This is a genomic window from Brucella tritici (genome assembly GCF_902825325.1).
Lineage (GTDB): Bacteria > Pseudomonadota > Alphaproteobacteria > Rhizobiales > Rhizobiaceae > Brucella.
This window is the reverse complement of sequence record NZ_CADEAR010000006.1, coordinates 245,289-264,327: the sequence shown is the minus strand read 5'-3', so window position 1 is coordinate 264,327 and position 19,039 is coordinate 245,289. Positions and strand designations below refer to the sequence as shown.

The window sequence follows — 19,039 nt, the reverse complement described above, 5'->3', positions numbered from 1 at the left end:
AATATATTTTAGCTGTATCGGTTTAATGTTGACTTTTACGTAAGCGCAGGAGCACAACGTTATGCTCTGAACCAATTGAGCTTAGAGCCTGGTCCGCTTGATATAAGGCAGGAATGTTGTGGTGCGCGAATATTATACGATCACAGAGTTGACGCGGGAGTTCGGTATTTCGACCCGTACTTTGCGCTTCTACGAAGATGAAGGCTTGATCGCTCCTGTGAGACGCGGTCGCACGCGACTGTTTCGCCCCGCCGACCGCCATCTTTTGAAGCAGATTCTGCGCGGCAAACGGCTTGGGTTTTCTATCGCGGAAATTCACGAGATCATCCAGATGTATCGCGAGCCGCCCGGTGAAACAGGGCAGTTGAAACTGCTCATGAAGCGCGTCGAAGAAAAGCGCGCTGATCTTCGCCAAAAGCGGCGCGACATTGAGGAAACGCTCGGCGAACTCGACCAGATCGAGGAATCCTGCATCGAGCGTCTCGCCGAACTAGGCGTCAATACTTGATCTTTTTTACTGGGCGTCAGGCACTGGCGAGCATATTTGTGCGATGTTCTGAACCGTGCTGTTGTTCTCTTGGTCGATCTTGCCGCTGAAGACATCATCAAACAGTTTGGCCCTGTCCAGTTCTGTCACGACACAGCCGCAGAACTGCTGACATAGCTGTTCGCTGCCGTTTTGCAGGCATGCTGCCACGCAGGACTGCGTGAAGGCTTCACGCGGCGCAGGCTGTGCGGGAGGCATCAGTTGCGAGAACACATAAACCAGCGCGATCAGTACCGGCTGATGAATGAGATAAAAAGCCAGGCTATGCCTGCCGATGAATGTCAGCGGCTTTTCCAGAAACTGTGGCTTGATTCCGCCAGCCAATAGCTGGAGCCAGCCGAAGCGCTGAGACATGCGAGCGACGGCTATGCCGATGAGAACCGCGCCGAACCATGGAAACAGCGGCACATAATCATTCGAACGCGGCATTACGGTCGAAAGACCAACCCAACTCAGTACAGGATGATTAAAAATATCGGCACGCGCATAGAGCGGAGCGCTAATGACAAGCACTGCAGCAGCCAAGGTTATAAGTGCGGGCAAGCGCAGGAAAAGAAGACCGAGTACACTTGCCAGAGCGATCTGGTGAAGGATGCCGAAAAAGATAAAGCTGTCTGGCGACATGTACCAAGTGACGGCTGAGATCGCGGCGGCAGCGACAACGACCTGCGCCAGCCGTTTCGCCATTGGCTTCCAGCGAATTCCGTTGCCATGCGCCAGGACGAGGCTGAAGCCGACGAGAAACAGGAAGCTTGAAGCGATACAGCGGGCGAAAAGCTTCCAGCCACCGTGGGCGGTCGTGGCAGGCGCCATATAACCGAAGAACTCAAGGTCCCAGCCAAAGTGGTAGATCGCCATGGCGATCAGTGCGATCCCACGTGCAATATCGATACGCCCGAGGCGAATACGGGACGAAGTTACGGTATCCTGAGGCGTGATGTTAGACATGGTTCCTTCCGGGTGGATAGCAATGTCCGGCGGTTTCGATTCCCGGCAAATCTCTAACACAGCCTTTTGCAACACTATAGTATGTGGACGCACACGGATTCGTGCTGATTTTGGCGCGGGCAAAGAGCCTGATATTGGAGGGTTTGGTTGTTCTATAGTCTTTCGAAGATTTTCTGGCTGTTCTTTCAACCTGTCACGATAATCCTCATTCTTGTCCTGATTGCTTTTCTGGCCATGTGGCGCGGCTTCCGGCGGTTCGGCTTGGGAGCGCTGGGGCTGTCGATAGTCATTCTGTTCTTTGCGTCCTTTACGACGCTGGGTTCTGTTCTGCTCGCTCCATTGGAAGACCGTTTTGCAAAGCCGGATGAAATGCCGCAACGGGTGGACGGAATAGTCGTGCTCGGCGGCTATATGAATGGCGAGATCAATGCCGGACGCAAAGGTTTTGAATTGAACAGTGCGGCTGATCGGATTTTTGAGGCAATGCGGCTGGCAAGGCTGTATCCGGACGCTAAAGTCATTATCTCCGGCGGCGAGGGCGCCTATTTTGAAGAATCCGCCAAAGAAGCAGACAGCACACGCCAGATGCTGATCGATCTCGGCTTTTCAGGTGAACGCTATATTTATGAAAACAAATCTCGCAACACTGTGGAGAATGCGGTTTTCTCAAAGGAATTAGCTGAGCCGAAATCGGGTGAAACCTGGCTTCTGATCACCTCCGCATATCATATGCCGCGTTCCGTTGGCTGTTTTCGCAAGGCAGATTTCGACGTTGTCGCTTGGCCGGTGGACTATAAAACGCGCGCCAGTGAGCGTTTTGGCCTTTATCTCGAATCTCCAAATGAAGCGCTTTCGCGGTTCAGTGTGGCCATGCGGGAATGGGTTGGGTTGGCGGCCTACTGGTTCGCTGGCAAGACCGATATGCTCGTGCCGCAACCCTGATGCCGCATTTCTGCCGTCACTTTAAAGCTTTTGTTAAGGTTATCTATCGGTAACTTACTGATAAATATGATTTCCTGAAGCGTCCTGTTTGGCTTTTAGAATCTGTCGCCGCAATTCAGCCGTTTTTGGCCGTTGCGTTCCGATCATCACGAAGCTATATGATTGGTAACAGCGTCGTGAAGGACACTGTGTAAAAGAGTTGCACAACAAGGTTGCCAAAATTTCCATGGACGAAACCGTTCAAAAATCCTGCTGGGGTGTTACGCTCTGGGCAGTCGTTGGTCTCGCTGCTGTCATTCTCATGGCCTATCTGTTCTCCGTCTAGAAGTCAGGCGGAGTTACGTAATCCGGAAATTTGATGCCGCATTTCGGCATTTCGTTTGCGTTGATCCTTTCCTACACTATCTGATAGAGATACGCGGTTTCAGCGTTAGCGACTTTTTGCCGATTTTTGTCTAATATAGACGATCAGGCAAATCGCGGGCGACACTGCGATCAGGAATCAATCAGCCGCGTGAAGGCTGCAGAAGGTGTGGAATGTTTCTGTCGGTTTTCGATCTTTACAAGATTGGCATTGGGCCTTCCAGTTCGCATACGATGGGCCCGATGACGGCTGCACGCATGTTTCTCAATGAGGTAATCGGCGGAAACTGGCCGCGGCCCGCGCATTCGAAAATCCACCGGCTGAAAGCGAGCTTGCACGGCTCTCTGGCTTACACCGGCGTCGGACATGCGACGGATCGGGCTGTTATTCTGGGGCTTTGCGGTCATTTGCCGGATACGATTGATCCCGATATCATGGACGTCGAAGTTGAGAAGGTCTTCGCCGAGAAGAAGGTGAACCCTGACGGGCATCCAGCCTATCATTTCGACCCAAAGGTTGATCTTGTGCTGGATCGGAAAACGCCTTTGCCGGGGCATGCTAACGGAATGGCTTTCTCTGCTTTCGATGCTGACGACAATCTCTTGTTGCGTCGTGCGTATTTTTCCATCGGCGGCGGTTTTGTTGTGACTGAAGAAGAGCTGAGCCGTGTTCAGCGCAGCGGGGCGAAACAGGACGATAAGGCTGATGTGCCGTTTCCTTTCCGTAGTGCCGCTGAAATGCTTGAGATGGCCCACGATAGTGGTTTGTCGATTGCCGAAATGAAACGGGCCAATGAAGAAAAGCATATGGCACGCGGCGATCTGGATAATGGTCTTGATCGTATTTGGGGCGCTATGCGTGGCTGTATCGAGCGCGGCTTGAGCCGGGACGGTGTTATGCCCGGCGGTCTGAATGTTCGCCGTCGTGCGCGACAGCTTCATGACAAGCTTCAGGACGACTGGCGCAACAACCGCAGCAATCCGCTTCTGGCTAATGACTGGCTTTCTGTTTACGCGATGGCGGTCAATGAAGAGAACGCGTCTGGCGGTCGGGTTGTCACCGCACCGACAAATGGCGCTGCAGGCGTTGTACCAGCCGTTCTACGCTACTATCTGCATTTTCATGATGATGCAGACGATAAAGGCATCAGAGATTTTCTCCTCACTTCCGCTGCCATCGGTGGCGTCATCAAGCATAATGCATCGATTTCAGGGGCCGAGGTTGGTTGCCAGGGCGAGGTGGGATCAGCATCGGCCATGGCTGCAGCGGGCCTTGCGGCTGTGCTTGGCGGATCGCCTGAGCAAATTGAAAATGCCGCTGAAATCGCGCTGGAACACCATCTTGGCATGACCTGCGACCCGGTTGCCGGGCTGGTGCAGGTGCCGTGTATCGAGCGTAACGCGCTTGGCGCTGTGAAAGCGGTGACCGCAGCATCACTGGCTGTGAAGGGCGACGGCAAGCATTTTGTGCCGCTTGACGCTTGTATCGAGACGATGCGCCAGACCGGTCACGATATGAGCGAGCGCTACAAGGAAACCAGTCAGGGCGGCCTCGCCGTCAACGTGGTAGCCTGTTGATTTGCAATTCTAGACAGAATGCGATGCTTCAGGCTTGAAGCTCGCATTCGTCTTGGCTAAATCACCCCTATGGCTCTCAATCTCGTCAAACTTTGTGTCGGCTGCGATAGTATCGAAGATCTTGCGGCTTGGATCGATTTCCGTCTTGCGGAACAGCGTGCGGCCGGTCTGGTGCCGGAACAGTTTCATACGACAAGAATGGTGCCAAAACGGATTGATGAGCTGCTGGAAGGCGGCTCGCTCTATTGGGTTATCAAGGGCAACGTTCAATGCCGTCAGCGTTTACTGGATGTCCGTCCGTTTACGGATAGCGAAGGCATTCATCGCTGCCACCTCGTTCTCGAACCCAAGGTTATTCCTACCGAGTGGCAACCGCGTCGCGCTTTTCAGGGGTGGCGTTATCTCAATGAAAATGAAGTTCCACATGACGAAGCGGCAGGTAAAGCGGGCAGGGCAGCCTTGCCTGCGGAATTGCGGCAGGAACTGGCGGCACTGGGGTTGCTTTGAAGATGATATATTCATGAAAAAAGGCCTGCCGGTTAATCGGCAGGCCTTTTTTCATTTTATCTATGTCGATCAATTTTCTATGGTCAGGCGTACAGAAACTCTGTCGAAATTGACTGGCAAGGTCATGCGCATGGAGGCCCGAGGCTGCGCCATTCGCTTGTTGCGTGCTGCATGACAGACGAGCAACCCGACCAAATCTTTCGTCTGGAAGCCCGCGCCGCGCCGTGCATCAGCAATTCGCAGCGCAGCCTGCTTAAGTCCTTGTACCGAAAACAGCGCACCGAAGGCTGAAGTCCTGCCTTCATCCTGTGTCCAGTCACCGGTTTTAAACGGCGGTTGGCCGATAGTTTCTCTCATATTTGACATCTCGAAACCCTCTACGCACTACAAATTCGGGTTTGAAGCTGGCAACGAGGAGGCAAAGCCCCTCGCAATCGATCAGTTCGCGACTGCATAACAGCCGAAGTTTTTCTTCTTCAGCGAGGCGCATGCATCCCATGCGGCTTGCTTGGAAGAGAAGCCGACAAAGCGTGCGCGGTAGAAAGTTGCGCTACCTTTGTTGAAGGTCTCGGTATAGGGCGATGCGGCACGCAGCGTACCGCCTGCCGTGGCCGAAGCCTTGGCCAGCATGTCGCGTGCCTGGCCTTCGCTCGGCAGAGAGCCAATCTGGATAGCCCAGCCACCGGCAGCAGGTGCGGACGCGGTCGTGACCGGATCGACATCCTGTGTCTGCGCAGACGGAACAGCGGCCTTCGGAGTTGGGCGAATAGCGGCCTGTGCTGCGAGAGCTGCCGGGCGCGCTGTTGGAGCTGCAAGCGCCAGAACCTGTGGCTGATCGCTGTCACCTTCGCCGCTTTCGTTATTGATGACATCCTCCACTGCGGCGGCCTGACGTGTCACAGGAACAGGGGCGTTCCGGGCCTTAGGGAGATCGACCGAAGCAACAACCTGCGGTGCATCGTTGCGCATTGCGACGAGCGGTGCAGCGTTGCGGCTACGCGTTGCCATAGGAAGATATTTGCGAATGAGCTGAGCCATATGGGCGTCACGGCTTGCACCGGTATTTCCACCCATCACGACAGCCACCAGTCTACGGCCATCTAGGCTGACCGAGGAGGCCAGATTGTAGCCCGATGCATTGGTATAGCCGGTCTTGATGCCATCCACGCCTTCAACGCGACCGAGCAAACGGTTGTGGCCATTGATAGTCTGGCCGCGGAAAACGAAGCTGCGACGCGAGAAGTAGGAGAATTCGGTCGGGAAATGCTGACGAAGCGCGATGCTGAGAATCGCCATGTCGCGTGCAGTCGTATGTTGCGCCATGTTCGGCAGGCCCGATGCGTTACGGAAGGTCGTGTTGCGCATGCCAAGACGACGTGCCTTCGCAGTCATCATCTGGGCAAAGCGTTCTTCGGAACCGCCGAGATATTCGCCGACAGCTGTGGCTACGTCGTTGGCCGATTTGGTAATCATGGCCAGCGCGGCATCTTCAGCACGAATGCTCTGTCCTGGGCGAAATCCGATTTTCGTAGGTGGCCGTGCGGCTGCATAGGCGGACACGGGAATACGCGTGTCCTTGTTCATGCGGCCAGCCTGCATTGCCTCGAACAGCATGTACAGGGTCATCATTTTGGTGAGAGAGGCGGGATAACGCTGGGCATCCGCATTCGAGGCAAAAAGCGTTTTGCCGGTATTCGCATCGATTACGATAGCTGCGTATCTATCGCTTGCCGCTATCGCTGGTATCGTTGTCGAAGCTGTTGAACACCCCGTTACAACTGCTAGAAGAAGGGTGGCTTGCGCCGCTCTTTTCAAGGCATATGCGATTTTACTAAATGCGGTACGCACGATGATGACCTACCTGTATCCCGGATTTTTTGAACTGCTGCACAAAAGGCACACAGCGTCTAATTCGGTGATCCTACTGCCATCAGCGTTACCAATCCGTTTATGGTAACCGCGTTGTTCATAAATTTCGGAAAAAATTGGGGCTGCCGTGATGTCGGTGTCCGGGTTGGACACAGCGCATATCTATCGCTCACGCAGATGTGTCATCGGAATGTGATCTATGTTTCGGATGATGGGAGGCGAGCCGCAGGCCAAAAAAAACTCGCTTGCGCGAGTTTGAATTTGTTGCTGCCTTATCCAGTTGAAAGGGAGAGGCAGCCATTAAAAATGGACGGGTTGTGAAAAAGTGCTTTCTGATATTATCCGAAGTGCGATTATTAATGTTTTTATTATGTGCCAAAAATAGTATTTTTTACCCATTTCTGAAACGGCAACTTGTACTTCGTCTTTTATAGGGTTGAGTTTTTTCGTCCCAATAATTGAAGTCTGTATTTATGGGACCAACCGCTCCGACTGTTTTACATAGGGCTGTTTCGCCGAGGCCTATCGTTCGGACAATACTATATAACTGTGTCAAGCCTCGTTATTGCAATAAGTCCCGGTTGCAAGTGCCAATGAAGGGCTTAAAATCACCACATGACGACCTACATAATAGGGCAAGTTGGGTCAGGCAGATGGGCATCCGGGTAATAGGTTTCATGAGGCATCTCGATATATTCATGCAAAGCAAAACCGACGGCGGAAATGGTCCGGAAAACGGCACCGTTGTGGTTACGCGTACACAGCCGAAAACCAAGAAGCCGAGCCTCTATCGTGTCCTGCTCCTCAACGACGACTACACACCCATGGAGTTCGTCGTTCATGTCCTGCAGCGGTTTTTCCAGAAGAACCAGGATGATGCCACGCGCATCATGCTGCATGTTCACAATCACGGGGTCGGCGAGTGCGGCGTATTTACATACGAAGTCGCCGAAACCAAAGTCAGCCAGGTCATGGATTTCGCCCGCCAAAACCAGCATCCGCTGCAATGCGTGATGGAGAAAAAGTGAGGTCATATGCCATCGTTCTCCCCAAGCCTTGAAAGGGCCCTGCATCAAGCCCTCACAATAGCAAACGAGCGGCATCACGAATATGCGACGCTCGAACATCTTTTGCTTGCCTTGATCGACGATCAGGATGCGGGCGCAGTGATGCGTGCCTGCAGCGTCGACCTTGAGCATCTCAAACGTATCGTTACCGATTATATTGATCGCGAACTCGATAACCTTGTCACAGGTTATGACGAAGATTCTAAACCAACCGCCGCTTTCCAGCGCGTTATTCAGCGTGCGGTCATCCATGTCCAGTCCTCGAACCGTGAGGAAGTGACCGGTGCCAATGTGCTCGTTGCTATTTTCGCAGAACGGGAAAGCCATGCTGCCTATTTCCTCCAGGAGCAGCAGATGACCCGTTACGATGCCGTGAACTATATCTCGCACGGCATCTCAAAACGGCCGCAGAGCAACGAAACCCGTCCTCCGCGCGGCGCGGAAAGTGCCAGCGAAGAACGCACCAGCACGGAACAGGAAGAAAGCGCCAAGAAGAAGCAGGATGCGCTGTCTGCTTATTGCGTCAATCTGAATGAGAAGGCGAAGGCCGGACGCATCGATCCGCTGATCGGGCGTGATAGTGAAATCAACCGTACCATTCAGGTGCTCTGCCGCCGTTCGAAGAACAATCCGCTTTATGTGGGTGACCCTGGCGTTGGCAAAACCGCCATTGCCGAAGGACTTGCGAAGCGGATCGTTGAAGGACAGGTGCCGGAAGCACTTGCCGATGCGACGATCTTCTCGCTCGACATGGGTACGCTTCTGGCCGGCACGCGCTATCGCGGTGACTTTGAAGAACGTCTGAAGCAAGTCGTCAAGGAGCTCGAAGAGTATCCGGGCGCGGTTCTGTTCATCGACGAGATTCATACGGTCATCGGTGCCGGCGCTACTTCGGGCGGCGCGATGGACGCATCGAACCTGTTGAAGCCGGCGCTTTCATCTGGCGCGATCCGCTGCATCGGGTCAACGACCTATAAGGAATATCGTCAGTTCTTCGAGAAGGACCGTGCCTTGGTACGTCGTTTCCAGAAGATCGATGTCAACGAGCCATCGATCCCGGATGCGATTGAAATCATGAAGGGGCTGAAGCCCTATTTCGAGGATTTCCATAAGGTCAAGTACACGGTCGACGCCATCAAGACGGCGGTGGAATTGTCTGCACGTTATATTTCGGACCGCAAATTGCCCGACAAGGCAATCGACGTGATCGACGAAACAGGCGCCAGCCAGATGCTGTTGCCTGAAAACAAGCGCAAGAAGACCATTGGTGTGAAGGAAATCGAAGCGACAATCGCGACGATGGCCCGTATCCCACCGAAGTCGGTATCGAAGGATGATGAGCAGGTTCTCTCGCATCTGGATGCTGAACTGAAGCGTGTCGTTTACGGTCAGGATCTGGCCATCGAAGCGCTGTCAGCGTCGATCAAGCTCGCCCGTGCGGGATTGCGCGAACCGGACAAGCCAATCGGCTCGTACCTGTTCTCCGGCCCGACCGGCGTCGGCAAGACGGAAGTCGCCAAACAGCTGGCAAGTTCGTTGGGCGTGGAACTCCTGCGTTTCGATATGTCGGAATATATGGAGCGTCACACCGTATCGCGGCTCATCGGTGCGCCTCCTGGCTATGTTGGCTTCGATCAGGGCGGACTCCTGACCGATGGCGTCGATCAGCATCCGCATTGCGTGCTGTTGCTCGATGAAATCGAGAAGGCACACCCCGATCTGTTCAACATATTGTTGCAGGTAATGGATCATGGCTCGCTAACCGATCACAACGGCAAGAAGATCGATTTCCGCAATGTGATCCTGATCATGACCACCAATGCCGGTGCGTCGGATATGGCGAAGGCAGCAATCGGCTTCGGTTCCACGCGTCGCGAAGGCGATGACATGGAAGCGATCAACCGCTTGTTTACGCCTGAGTTCCGTAACCGACTGGATGCGATCATTCCGTTCGGTCCGTTGCCGGTTCCGGTCATTCATCAGGTTGTGCAGAAGTTTGTGCTTCAGCTTGAAGCACAGCTTGCTGAGCGCGGCGTGACCTTCGAGCTGACCGAAGGTGCAATCGCCTGGCTGGCCGACAAGGGTTACGACGAGCGCATGGGCGCACGTCCGCTTGCCCGGGTTATCCAGGAACACATCAAGAAGCCCTTGGCCGATGAAGTGCTGTTCGGAAAACTTAAGCATGGAGGCACCGTTCGTGTAGATGTCGCGACGAAACCGGATGGAAAGACTGATCTTTCGCTGGAGAGCGTGTCTGATAAGCCGGTAAGTCCAAAGAAGGATATCCCGGCTGAAAAGAAGCAGCTGCAACGCAAGAAGGCTGCTCCGAAGAAGGCCGAGAAGGAAAAAGTGCTGGCGGGCAAGGACGAACCAGCGCCGAAATCCTCGTCGAAGGCTTCGGCGGCCAAATCTTCGGTGCCGAAAGTGCCACGTAAGAAGTGATAATCAATCGAAACGGCCCTCTCTGAGGGCCGTTTTATTTAGAGCATGAGACTGGCGTGAACGAAAACTGAGGTTTTCCGATCTGAGCCGGTAAAAACCGGGTGCAACTGCATCGGTGCTTGCTCTAACGTGGCTCTATGCCACCGATTCATTCCGATCATCCCGAGCAAAATTCAGAAGATCATCGTCATCTGCGATGGTTCTTGCGCGGCTGCGCGCGCATTTGCAGCATTCCAGCTCTACTATTGATGAGTTCGTTTATCGGTTTTGCGGGACTGGCAATTGAAAGCGGCATCACCGTCGTTCAAGCCGTTTTCATGACACTGACCATCTGGGCGCTTCCGGCAAAGGTCGTTCTGATCGGTGCGATCAGCGCAGGTGTGGCCTTGCCTGCTGCGGCCCTCGCCGTGGGACTTTCGTCCGTGCGTTTGATGCCGATGGTGGTCGCGCTGCTTCCCGAGTTGCAGGGACCGAAAACGCGGAAACTGACATTGGCGGCCCTTTGTCATTTCGTTGCTGTCACCGCGTGGGTCATGGCCATGGAGGAGCTGCGCAAGATTCCACGTGATATGCGAACCAGTTATTTTGCGGGGATCGGTATGGTTCTGGTGGGAACCAATGCGATTGTCGTAGCCATCGTCTATTCGTTATCGACGTCTTTTCCGCCAATTGTTTTCGCTGCACTTTTCATGCTGACGCCGATGTATTTTCTGACGTCGCTCTGGCGTTCGGCGAGAGAACGGGCGGGGCAGGTCGCAATGATTTCCGGGATTGTTCTGTTTCCCATATTTCATCATCTGGCACCCGGCTATGACCTGTTGATTACGGGTGTTCTCGGTGGGCTGATAGCCTTCGGCTTTCATCGTATGGGCCGCATATCGGTAGGAGCAGTCAAATGAATTGGGACAGTTTTTCGACCTGGTGGTGGCCGTTTTTGTTTATTCTGCTGGCTGGCGCACTTCCAACTTATCTGTTCCGCGTGATGGGCGTGCTGGTTGGCGGGCGCGTAAGGGAGGATTCTGAGGCGCTTGTTCTTGTGCGCTGCGTTGCGACCGTGCTGGTTGCAGGTGTTATCGCGCAGCTCATTCTCTATCCCAATGGAGAATTGGCCAACTCGCCGCTCTGGCTCCGCGCTGGTTCCGCCGTGGCAGGATTCGCCGCTTTTATCATTACCGGCAAGCGATTGCTTGTCGGTGTGCTGGTTGCGGAAATCCTGCTGGTCATCGGCCTACTTACGCTTTGAAAGTGTGAATCATATCAGAGCGCTGCGCGAATCTTTTCAGCGTTTGCAGAAAGAACGGCTGCGTCTTCCATCTGTCCGGTATGGGGCCTGAGCGCCACGCCTTCAAAGCGTGGGATCACATGGAAATGCAGGTGATAGACGGTCTGGCCGGATGCCGGTTCGTTGAACTGCATCACGGTTACACCATCGGCATTGAATGCCGTTTTCACGGCCTGCGCGATTTTCTGCACCACCTGAACAACGTTCGCGAGGGTTTCCGGCTTGGCATCGAGCAGATTGCGGGAAGGGGCCTTTGGCACAACCAGCGTGTGACCCGTGCCTTGCGGCATTACATCCATGAAGGCAACGACGTCGTCCGTTTCATAAACACGGGTGGACGGGATTTCCCCGCGCAGAATCTTAGCGAAGATATTGTTGTCGTCATAGGTGGCAGACATGCGATTCTCTCCAATGCGAAATGTTTGACGGGATCAGATCGCATCAAGTCCCGTTAGGCAAGGTGGATGGGCTCAACCACCTCTGAATGGCGAATGCTCTTCCAAAGCATTATGGATTTGTTCGACTTCGTGACGTTCATGATCGAGATAGTCGCGCACAGCGTTTCGAAAGCCTTCATGGGCAATGTAATGTGCCGAATGGGTTGTGACCGGCACATAGCCGCGCGCCATTTTATGCTCGCCCTGTGCTCCTGCCTCCACGACGCTGAGCTTTCGATCAATCGCAAAATCGATTGCCTGATGATAACAAACCTCGAAATGCAGATATGGGTGATCTTCGATACAGCCCCAATGACGGCCGAAAAGTGTATCGCCACCAATGAAGTTGATCGCACCGGCAATGTAATGTCCATTGCGTTTGGCCATGACGAGTAGAATGTCTTCCGCTATGCTTTCGCCGATCAGCGAATAGAACCGCCTGTTCAGATAAGGCCGCCCCCATTTTCGGCTACCGGTATCCATATAAAACGCGAAGAAATCATCCCATACGGCTTCCGTGAGATCGCTCCCGGTTAGCCAATCGATTTCGATGCCTTCCGATAGAGCTTCGCGCCGCTCTTTTTTCAACGCCTTGCGTTTCCGCGATACCAGCTCATTTAGAAAATCATCATAGCTTTTAAAGCCGTTGTTTTTAAAGTGAAATTGCTGATCCGTGCGATGAAGAAATCCTGCTCGCTCCAACGCGGTGATCTCATCCGGCAGCGCAAAGGTGACATGTGCAGATGAGGCGCCGGTTTGATCCGCCAGTTCTCGCAGTCCGCCAGCTAATGCCAGCCGAACGGTTTCGCTCTCATAGGCAATGTGGTTGAGAAGGCGTGGACCAGTGGCTGGTGTGAAAGGTACTGCAGCCTGAAATTTTGGATAGTATCGACCACCGGCGCGTTCGAAAGCGTCAGCCCATCCATGGTCGAAGACATATTCACCTTGGCTATGTCCCTTGAGATAGTTCGGCACGGCTCCGATGAGGCGGCCCTGATCATCTTCGAGGCGCAAGTGGCGCGGAAGCCAGCCAGCCTTCCGTGAAACTGAGCCTGATTCTTCCAAAGCGAGCAGGAAGTTTCGGGTAATGAAGGGATTATAATGCGCGTCCTGCCGGGAGGCCCCGACAAGACTGTTCCATTCGTCTGCCGTGAATTCGCTGATACTCTCAACGACACGAAGAACGAAGCTCTGTTCATTCTGCGGATCTTCGTCGTTCACCGCTATTCCTTTGCCGTTATCGCGCGTATTTTGCTGCGCCCGGCGTGTTGTCGTCAAGCCATGAGGGCGCGCGGATCAAAGCCTTCGAACGTGATCTGGTCGACATTGAGATCGCTATGCTTCTGCATTTCCCGATCCCGCACCGTCCAACTGATCACCGGCATCTGCAACTTTTCCCGAACAAAGGTGACAAACGGATTGGGCAGGTGATGCACATTGTAGGAGACGAAGGAGATGCCATGCGCCAGCATGGAGAAATGCCTCTCGAAATCTTCCGTGCGCGTACCTTCGGCGGTGAGGCCGCCGGGAATACCCGGAGCGTCCGTCGAAAACCGGCGGATCAAATGGTGGTCGAAAGACATGATCGCAGCTTCGCCCTTATAGGACGCCAGTTCTTTGGCGACAGCGGCAACCAGACCGTCATCTTTGCCTTCGATGCCCTTCAACTCGATAACGAGGGGAACACGACCATTGACCAGATCAAGCATCTGGCGAAGCGTCGGTACGTGATCAGCGGTGCCGCCGATCTTCAGCGAGGTGGCTTCGGCCAGTGTGAGATCGCTGATGTAGCCTTCGCGACCGGCAAGGCGCTTCAGTTCATCGTCGTGAAAGACGACAACACCGCCGTCACGGGTGAGATGCACATCGCATTCGATCGCGAACCCCGCTTTGGCTGCTGCCTCGAACGCTGAAAGGGTGTTTTCCCAGCGCTCTTTATTGAGATCGTGCAATCCGCGATGGGCAACGGGACGCTTCCTGATCCAGTCGATGGAAGTCATGTCAGGCAACCTCGATGATCGCTTCTATTTCGACAGGTGCATTGAGGGGCAGGCTCGCAACGCCAACAGCCGAGCGGGCGTGTTTGCCGGCATCGCCGAGAACCGCCACGAGGAGATCGGAGGCGCCATTGGCCACAAGGTGCTGTTCCACGAAATCGGGCGTGGAGGCCACGAAGGCAGTAATCTTCACAATGCGCTTGATGCGGCCAAGGTCACCAAGAGCGGCCTTTGCCTGGGCAAGGATATTGACAGCGCAGGCCCGCGCCGCAGCTTGCCCATGCGCAACCGTCAGCTCATCACCGATCTGACCCGTATGCACAAGCTTGCCGCCTTCCAGCGGGAGCTGGCCAGATGTGAGAAGCAGCGAACCGCTTTGCGCAAAAGGAACGTAGTTGGCAGCGGGTGCCGCAGCTTCCGGAATGGATATACCCAGATTTTTAAGGCGGCTATCGATTGTATCGGTCATTGCATTAATCCTTGCTTGCAAAGGTACTTCGCGATCTACCTATAGGCAGAATCGGTGAAGCTTTTGGGAAGGGTGCGTTTTTTGCCTCGCTTCCGCCACGAGTTTTTTTATCATGCTCGTCAACTCATCGGGAGATTCATATATGCGTTTTTTCAAGAGTGCGGTTGCGGCGAGTGGAACGGCTGCTTGTGTATGGGCCGGATTTGCTGGTGTCGCTCATGCGGCCTCGACGGTAACGCTGGTTCCACACCGCGCAGTCTATGATCTGACACTAGATCGCGCCGATGAAAAATCGGGAATCAGCGGTTTGACCGGTCGTATGGTCTACGAGTTCAACGGATCTGCCTGTGAAGGTTACACCACCAATTTCCGTTTTGTGACGCGTATCGATATGGAAGAGCAGCCGCAGCGCGTGACCGACCAGCAGACGACAACTTTCGAAGGTGCAGATGGAAAGAACTTCCGTTTCGTCAACAAGACCTTCGTGGACAAGGAACTGGTCAAGGAAGTCCGCGGTGACGCGAAGCTCGAGGGTGGCAAGACAGTCGTTGAATTGAGCAAGCCGAAGGAAAACAAGCTTGACCTCAAGGGAACGCAATTTCCGACCGGACATATGGAAGAACTGATCGGCAAGGCGGAGGCCGGGCAGAAATTCTACCAGACCTCGCTTTTCGATGCTTCCGAAGATGCTGACAGGGTGGTCGCTACCACCGTTGTCGTCGGCAAGGAACAGGCAGTTTCGGACGACGAAACCAAGGTTATGGGTAAGTTTTCCAAGGATCAGGTCTGGCCTGTGACGATCGCTTACTTCGATGACAAGGAAAAGCAGGATGGCCTGCCGATCTACCGTATCAATTTTAAGCTCTACCGCAATGGTATTACTCGTGACCTCACCATGGACTATGGAGATTTCTCCATGCGTGGAAAGCTTGTGAAGCTCGATGTCTACGATGCGGCAAAAAATAAAGTCACCTGTGACAAGTAGCGGCAGCATTAACTATTGTTGTATTATACGACTTCATGTTTTTATGGGGTCGTATTATTCTTGATATGGGAGGATAATAATTTAAAATTTTAATTATTAGCGGTGTTATTATGAAAAGATATATTTCTTTGTTATTTATTTGTGGTGCGGTTTTTGTGGCTCCACTTACTTCCTTCGCAGCGGTTGACGCAAAATCGGATCGCCTAAGTTTGGCAGTTGTCTCGGCGCGTTGCCATGTCCCTACAAAGGCGAAAGTAGCTGCGCTGTTTGAGCGTTGGAACAATTCACTGCGTACAGGCGACCCGGCAGAAGTGGCGGCGAACTACGCGGATGATGCGGTGCTGCTACCGACGCTTTCTAAGGAGGTACGTCATACGCAAAAACAGCGTGAGGATTATTTCCGAGACTTTTTGAAGAAAAAACCGGTCGGCCATATCGATGGCCGCACCATTCGAACAGGCTGTAACAAGGCTATAGATACGGGCACCTATACATTCTCCTTTGGTGACGGCAGCAAAGCGAATGCGCGCTATACATTCACCTATGTTTGGAATGGGAAGGACTGGCTGATCTCGTCGCATCATTCTTCCACTGTGCCTCATTAAGCGTTATTCTATGTGTGCAAGCCGATACGGCAGGTAGGGCCCTCGGTCGCCGCCTGCCGTAATTCCTATGGCATGGGGTTGCATTTCACGGCGCGATCCGTTAACAGCGCGCCTATTCCACACACGGGATTGGGCTTTTGTCGGGAGAAATCCGGCAAAAACCTCCGGTGGCGAGAAATCGCCTCAGCCCGTGGAGGTTAAACCGGAAAAGGAAAATAAAGATGGCATTGCCTGATTTCAGCATGCGCCAGCTTCTGGAAGCTGGTGTTCACTTCGGCCACCAGACCCATCGCTGGAACCCGAAAATGGCACCATACATCTATGGTGACCGTAACAACATCCACATTCTCGATCTGTCCCAGACCGTTCCTCTGCTGCACAATGCGCTGAAGGTTGTTTCTGACACGGTTGCTCGCGGCGGTCGCGTTCTGTTCGTCGGCACGAAGCGTCAGGCTTCGGACATCATCGCCGATGCTGCCAACCGTTCGGCACAGTACTACGTCAATGCACGCTGGCTCGGCGGCATGATGACAAACTGGAAGACGATCTCCAACTCGATCCAGCGTCTGCGCAAGCTCGACGAACTTCTGGCTGGCGAAGCTCAGGGCTTCACCAAGAAGGAACGTCTCAACCTCGAGCGTGAGCGCGAAAAGCTTGACCGCGCCCTTGGCGGTATCAAGGACATGGGTTCGGTTCCGGACCTGATGTTCATCATCGATACCAACAAGGAAGCGATTGCTATTCAGGAAGCCAAGCGTCTTGGTATTCCGGTTGTTGCAGTGATCGATTCGAACTGCGATCCCGACCAGATCGACTACCCGATTCCGGGCAACGACGACGCCGCACGCGCTATCGCTCTTTATTGCGATCTGATTGCTCGCGCCGCTCTCGACGGCATTGCTCGTCAGCAGGGCGCAATGGGCATCGACGTCGGTGCACAGGCTGAAGCTCCGGTTGAGCCAGCTCTCGAAGCTCCGGCTGAAGGCGCTTAATCAGCGTATGATTTCATCCATCCGTCATATCTGTGATAGGGCGGGTGGATAATCTCGTTTCATCCCGGTGCGGGATTGTGATTCCTGAAGTGCAATGCTCAGGCTAATCGTGATCCAGAAATCAAGCGCCGGTTAAAAGTTGGCACACCCATCCGGTGTGCCTTCGCTTTCGTGAAAGGCGATATCATGAGCATTTCCGCATCTCTCGTCAAAGAACTCCGCGACCTCACCGGCGCCGGCATGATGGACTGCAAGGCTGCACTTGCTGAAACCAATGGCGATATCGACGCTGCCGTTGACTGGCTGCGCGCCAAGGGTATTGCAAAGGCCGACAAGAAGGCTGGCCGTACGGCTGCCGAAGGTTTGGTGGGCGTTGCAGCTTCCGGCAACAAGGCTGTTGTCGTTGAAGTCAATTCCGAAACCGATTTCGTTGCTCGCAACGAAGCTTTCCAGGATCTCGTCCGCAAGATCGCCCAGGCTGCCTTGTCGACCGATGGCTCGACGGAAGCCGTGGCCAACGCCGACGTTGGCGGCAAGACCGTTACCGAAACGGCAAAGGACGCCGTTGCCACCATTGGTGAAAACATTGGTTTCCGCCGTTCGGCTGCGCTGACCGTCCCGCAGGGCGTTGTCGCGACCTACATCCACAACGGTGTTGCTGACGGCCTCGGCAAGCTCGGCGTTCTCGTTGCCATCGAAACTGCCGGTGACGCAGAAGCTGCAAATGCATTTGGCCGCCAGGTTGCCATGCACGTTGCTGCAATCAACCCGCTGGCTTTGACTGCCGAAGACGTTGACCCGGCTGCTGCCGAGCGCGAGAAGGCGATCTTCATCGAGCAGGCTCGTGAATCCGGCAAGCCGGACAACATCATCGAAAAGATGATCGAAGGTCGTATGCGCAAGTTCTACGAAGAAGTTGTTCTTCTTTCGCAGGCTTTCGTCATCAATCCTGACCTGACGGTTGCAGCGGCCCTCAAGGAAGCTGAGAAGGCCATCGGTGCACCGGCGAAGATCACTGGCTTTGTCCGTATCGCTCTCGGCGAAGGCATCGAGAAGGAAGAGACCGATTTTGCTGCTGAAGTGGCAGCTGCCGTCAAGAGCTAAACAGCTCTGATCTTCAGCGCGATTTGTCCCAAAGACTGGTTTCCGTTTTTTGGAATGCGCTGATTGCCAGAAAAGGCTTTTGATTATGAAGGGCATCGCGTGACAACGCGATGCCCTTCGTGTATCGGAACCCGAACACAACCCTTGATCTCGATCTGCGGAGAGCATCCAATGTCCGGTAAGCCCGCCTACAAACGCGTCCTTTTGAAAGCCTCCGGCGAGGCGTTGATGGGCAGTCAGGGCTTTGGGATCGATGTTTCCGTTGCAGACCGCATTGCAAACGATATCAAGCAGGCACGTTCGCTCGGCGTTGAAGTTGGCGTCGTCATTGGCGGTGGGAACATTTTCCGTGGCGTCGCTGTGGCTTCCAAAGGCGGCGACCGTGTGACGGGCGACCACATGGGCATGCTAGCTACGGTCATCAATTCGCTGGCGCTACGCACCTCCCTGCACAAGATCGGTGTTGATTCTGTCGTGCTATCGGCCATCGCTATGCCAGAAATCTGTGAGAGCTTCTCGCAGAGGCAGGCTACGGCCTATATGGATGAGGGCAAGGTCGTGATCTTTGCCGGCGGTACCGGAAATCCATTCTTCACAACGGATTCGGCAGCAGCTCTTCGTGCAGCGGAAATTGAAGCCGATGCACTCTTGAAGGGCACGCAGGTTGACGGAATCTATTCTGCCGACCCGAAGAAGGATCCGAACGCAACTCGTTTTGACAGTCTGACGCACAAAGAAGTTCTCGATCGCGGGCTTGCGGTCATGGATACAGCTGCTGTTGCCCTTGCGCGTGAGAACAACATTCCGATAATAGTCTATTCCATCCATGAAAACGGCGGCTTGGCCGAAATTCTGCAAGGCAAGGGGCGCTGCACGATCGTTTCCGATAATTGATCGACCTTTGC

General features: G+C 54.1%; 20 protein-coding genes. 13 read left to right on the top strand and 7 right to left on the bottom strand.

Annotation, left to right across the window (positions count from 1 at the left end; genetic code table 11):
- The first annotated feature begins 121 nt into the window (after nucleotides 1-121).
- Nucleotides 122-508 (top strand): MerR family transcriptional regulator, encoded by a 387-nt coding sequence (locus tag HWX93_RS11200; protein WP_010659960.1) that lies wholly within the window; start codon nucleotides 122-124, stop codon nucleotides 506-508.
- A gap of 6 nt (nucleotides 509-514) precedes the next feature.
- On the opposite strand, the gene HWX93_RS11195 is transcribed toward HWX93_RS11200, so the two are convergent.
- Nucleotides 515-1,495 carry a heparan-alpha-glucosaminide N-acetyltransferase gene (locus tag HWX93_RS11195; protein ID WP_176037421.1) on the bottom strand — a complete coding sequence of 327 codons (981 nt, stop codon included), beginning with the start codon at nucleotides 1,493-1,495 and terminating at the stop codon, nucleotides 515-517.
- A gap of 147 nt (nucleotides 1,496-1,642) precedes the next feature.
- On the opposite strand from HWX93_RS11195, the gene HWX93_RS11190 reads away from it, so the two are divergent.
- The 3 genes from HWX93_RS11190 to HWX93_RS11180 all read left to right on the top strand — a co-directional run bounded on the left by HWX93_RS11190 (nucleotide 1,643) and on the right by HWX93_RS11180 (nucleotide 4,885).
- Nucleotides 1,643-2,437 carry a YdcF family protein gene (locus HWX93_RS11190; RefSeq protein WP_109987749.1) on the top strand — a complete coding sequence of 265 codons (795 nt, stop codon included), beginning with the start codon at nucleotides 1,643-1,645 and terminating at the stop codon, nucleotides 2,435-2,437.
- 537 nt (nucleotides 2,438-2,974) lie between these two features.
- A complete protein-coding gene (locus tag HWX93_RS11185; RefSeq protein WP_176037420.1) occupies nucleotides 2,975-4,378 on the top strand; it encodes an L-serine ammonia-lyase in 1,404 nt (467 codons plus the stop codon).
- A 69-nt stretch (nucleotides 4,379-4,447) separates the two neighbouring features.
- Entirely contained in the window at nucleotides 4,448-4,885 is a 438-nt protein-coding gene (locus HWX93_RS11180) for a DUF1489 family protein (RefSeq protein ID WP_109987751.1), read from the top strand.
- Between the two features lie 69 nt (nucleotides 4,886-4,954).
- Here the strand turns inward: HWX93_RS11180 and HWX93_RS11175 are convergent, their stop codons facing one another.
- Together HWX93_RS11175 and HWX93_RS11170 are read right to left on the bottom strand one after the other, a co-directional pair.
- Nucleotides 4,955-5,251, bottom strand: coding sequence for a hypothetical protein (locus HWX93_RS11175; protein ID WP_176037419.1), 297 nt, complete (start codon nucleotides 5,249-5,251; stop codon nucleotides 4,955-4,957).
- A 72-nt stretch (nucleotides 5,252-5,323) separates the two neighbouring features.
- A complete protein-coding gene (locus HWX93_RS11170) occupies nucleotides 5,324-6,733 on the bottom strand; it encodes a D-alanyl-D-alanine carboxypeptidase family protein (RefSeq protein WP_109987753.1) in 1,410 nt (469 codons plus the stop codon).
- A 719-nt stretch (nucleotides 6,734-7,452) separates the two neighbouring features.
- On the opposite strand from HWX93_RS11170, the gene clpS reads away from it, so the two are divergent.
- The 4 genes from clpS (at nucleotide 7,453) to HWX93_RS11150 (ending at nucleotide 11,506) form a co-directional block, all read left to right on the top strand.
- Entirely contained in the window at nucleotides 7,453-7,782 is a 330-nt protein-coding gene (gene clpS / locus HWX93_RS11165; protein ID WP_061346484.1) for an ATP-dependent Clp protease adapter ClpS, read from the top strand.
- A 6-nt stretch (nucleotides 7,783-7,788) separates the two neighbouring features.
- On the top strand, nucleotides 7,789-10,263 hold the full coding sequence (gene clpA / locus HWX93_RS11160; protein ID WP_176037418.1) for an ATP-dependent Clp protease ATP-binding subunit ClpA: 2,475 nt from the start codon (nucleotides 7,789-7,791) through the stop codon (nucleotides 10,261-10,263).
- Between the two features lie 248 nt (nucleotides 10,264-10,511).
- On the top strand, nucleotides 10,512-11,162 hold the full coding sequence (locus HWX93_RS11155) for an AzlC family ABC transporter permease (RefSeq protein ID WP_235969099.1): 651 nt from the start codon (nucleotides 10,512-10,514) through the stop codon (nucleotides 11,160-11,162).
- Complete coding sequence (locus HWX93_RS11150) at nucleotides 11,159-11,506, top strand: AzlD domain-containing protein (protein ID WP_176037416.1); 348 nt, start codon at nucleotides 11,159-11,161, stop codon at nucleotides 11,504-11,506. The genes HWX93_RS11155 and HWX93_RS11150 overlap by 4 nt, the downstream gene beginning before the upstream one ends.
- Nucleotides 11,507-11,520: 14 nt before the next feature.
- Here HWX93_RS11150 and HWX93_RS11145 read toward each other — a convergent pair whose 3' ends face one another.
- The 4 genes from HWX93_RS11145 to HWX93_RS11130 form a co-directional block, all read right to left on the bottom strand.
- Nucleotides 11,521-11,943, bottom strand: coding sequence for an HIT family protein (locus HWX93_RS11145; protein WP_176037415.1), 423 nt, complete (start codon nucleotides 11,941-11,943; stop codon nucleotides 11,521-11,523).
- Nucleotides 11,944-12,015: 72 nt separating this feature from the next.
- Nucleotides 12,016-13,203, bottom strand: a complete 1,188-nt coding sequence (locus tag HWX93_RS11140) for a GNAT family N-acetyltransferase (RefSeq protein ID WP_176037414.1) — start codon at nucleotides 13,201-13,203, stop codon at nucleotides 12,016-12,018.
- Nucleotides 13,204-13,256: 53 nt separating this feature from the next.
- A complete protein-coding gene (locus HWX93_RS11135; protein WP_176037413.1) occupies nucleotides 13,257-13,982 on the bottom strand; it encodes a glycerophosphodiester phosphodiesterase in 726 nt (241 codons plus the stop codon).
- A gap of 1 nt (nucleotide 13,983) precedes the next feature.
- Nucleotides 13,984-14,448, bottom strand: a complete 465-nt coding sequence (locus HWX93_RS11130) for a RidA family protein (RefSeq protein ID WP_006471616.1) — start codon at nucleotides 14,446-14,448, stop codon at nucleotides 13,984-13,986.
- A gap of 142 nt (nucleotides 14,449-14,590) precedes the next feature.
- On the opposite strand from HWX93_RS11130, the gene eipB reads away from it, so the two are divergent.
- The 5 genes from eipB to pyrH all read left to right on the top strand — a co-directional run bounded on the left by eipB (nucleotide 14,591) and on the right by pyrH (nucleotide 19,028).
- Complete coding sequence (gene eipB / locus HWX93_RS11125; protein ID WP_176037412.1) at nucleotides 14,591-15,433, top strand: cell envelope integrity protein EipB; 843 nt, start codon at nucleotides 14,591-14,593, stop codon at nucleotides 15,431-15,433.
- A 110-nt stretch (nucleotides 15,434-15,543) separates the two neighbouring features.
- Entirely contained in the window at nucleotides 15,544-16,038 is a 495-nt protein-coding gene (locus HWX93_RS11120) for an SgcJ/EcaC family oxidoreductase (RefSeq protein ID WP_176037411.1), read from the top strand.
- 221 nt (nucleotides 16,039-16,259) lie between these two features.
- Nucleotides 16,260-17,030: a 30S ribosomal protein S2 gene (gene rpsB, locus HWX93_RS11115; RefSeq protein ID WP_176037410.1), complete on the top strand. Its 771-nt coding sequence runs from the start codon at nucleotides 16,260-16,262 to the stop codon at nucleotides 17,028-17,030.
- 186 nt (nucleotides 17,031-17,216) lie between these two features.
- On the top strand, nucleotides 17,217-18,134 hold the full coding sequence (tsf, locus tag HWX93_RS11110) for a translation elongation factor Ts (RefSeq protein ID WP_176037409.1): 918 nt from the start codon (nucleotides 17,217-17,219) through the stop codon (nucleotides 18,132-18,134).
- 171 nt (nucleotides 18,135-18,305) lie between these two features.
- The gene (pyrH, locus tag HWX93_RS11105) at nucleotides 18,306-19,028 is read left to right on the top strand and encodes a UMP kinase (RefSeq protein ID WP_010659978.1); all 723 of its coding nucleotides are present in this window, start codon (nucleotides 18,306-18,308) and stop codon (nucleotides 19,026-19,028) included.
- Nucleotides 19,029-19,039: the final 11 nt, after the last annotated feature.

Bases quoted from the DNA above. Each gene is read 5' to 3' on its own strand.
- HWX93_RS11155 (WP_235969099.1), top strand. From the start codon at position 10,512: ATGAGTTCGTTTATCGGTTTTGCGGGACTGGCAATTGAAAGCGGCATC.
- HWX93_RS11175 (WP_176037419.1), bottom strand. From the start codon at position 5,251: ATGTCAAATATGAGAGAAACTATCGGCCAACCGCCGTTTAAAACCGGT.
- clpA (WP_176037418.1), top strand. From the start codon at position 7,789: ATGCCATCGTTCTCCCCAAGCCTTGAAAGGGCCCTGCATCAAGCCCTC.
- HWX93_RS11145 (WP_176037415.1), bottom strand. From the start codon at position 11,943: ATGTCTGCCACCTATGACGACAACAATATCTTCGCTAAGATTCTGCGC.
- HWX93_RS11130 (WP_006471616.1), bottom strand. From the start codon at position 14,448: ATGACCGATACAATCGATAGCCGCCTTAAAAATCTGGGTATATCCATT.
- HWX93_RS11150 (WP_176037416.1), top strand. From the start codon at position 11,159: ATGAATTGGGACAGTTTTTCGACCTGGTGGTGGCCGTTTTTGTTTATT.
- HWX93_RS11135 (WP_176037413.1), bottom strand. From the start codon at position 13,982: ATGACTTCCATCGACTGGATCAGGAAGCGTCCCGTTGCCCATCGCGGA.
- tsf (WP_176037409.1), top strand. From the start codon at position 17,217: ATGAGCATTTCCGCATCTCTCGTCAAAGAACTCCGCGACCTCACCGGC.
- HWX93_RS11120 (WP_176037411.1), top strand. From the start codon at position 15,544: ATGAAAAGATATATTTCTTTGTTATTTATTTGTGGTGCGGTTTTTGTG.
- HWX93_RS11180 (WP_109987751.1), top strand. From the start codon at position 4,448: ATGGCTCTCAATCTCGTCAAACTTTGTGTCGGCTGCGATAGTATCGAA.
- eipB (WP_176037412.1), top strand. From the start codon at position 14,591: ATGCGTTTTTTCAAGAGTGCGGTTGCGGCGAGTGGAACGGCTGCTTGT.
- HWX93_RS11185 (WP_176037420.1), top strand. From the start codon at position 2,975: ATGTTTCTGTCGGTTTTCGATCTTTACAAGATTGGCATTGGGCCTTCC.
- HWX93_RS11195 (WP_176037421.1), bottom strand. From the start codon at position 1,495: ATGTCTAACATCACGCCTCAGGATACCGTAACTTCGTCCCGTATTCGC.
- pyrH (WP_010659978.1), top strand. From the start codon at position 18,306: ATGTCCGGTAAGCCCGCCTACAAACGCGTCCTTTTGAAAGCCTCCGGC.
- clpS (WP_061346484.1), top strand. From the start codon at position 7,453: ATGCAAAGCAAAACCGACGGCGGAAATGGTCCGGAAAACGGCACCGTT.
- rpsB (WP_176037410.1), top strand. From the start codon at position 16,260: ATGGCATTGCCTGATTTCAGCATGCGCCAGCTTCTGGAAGCTGGTGTT.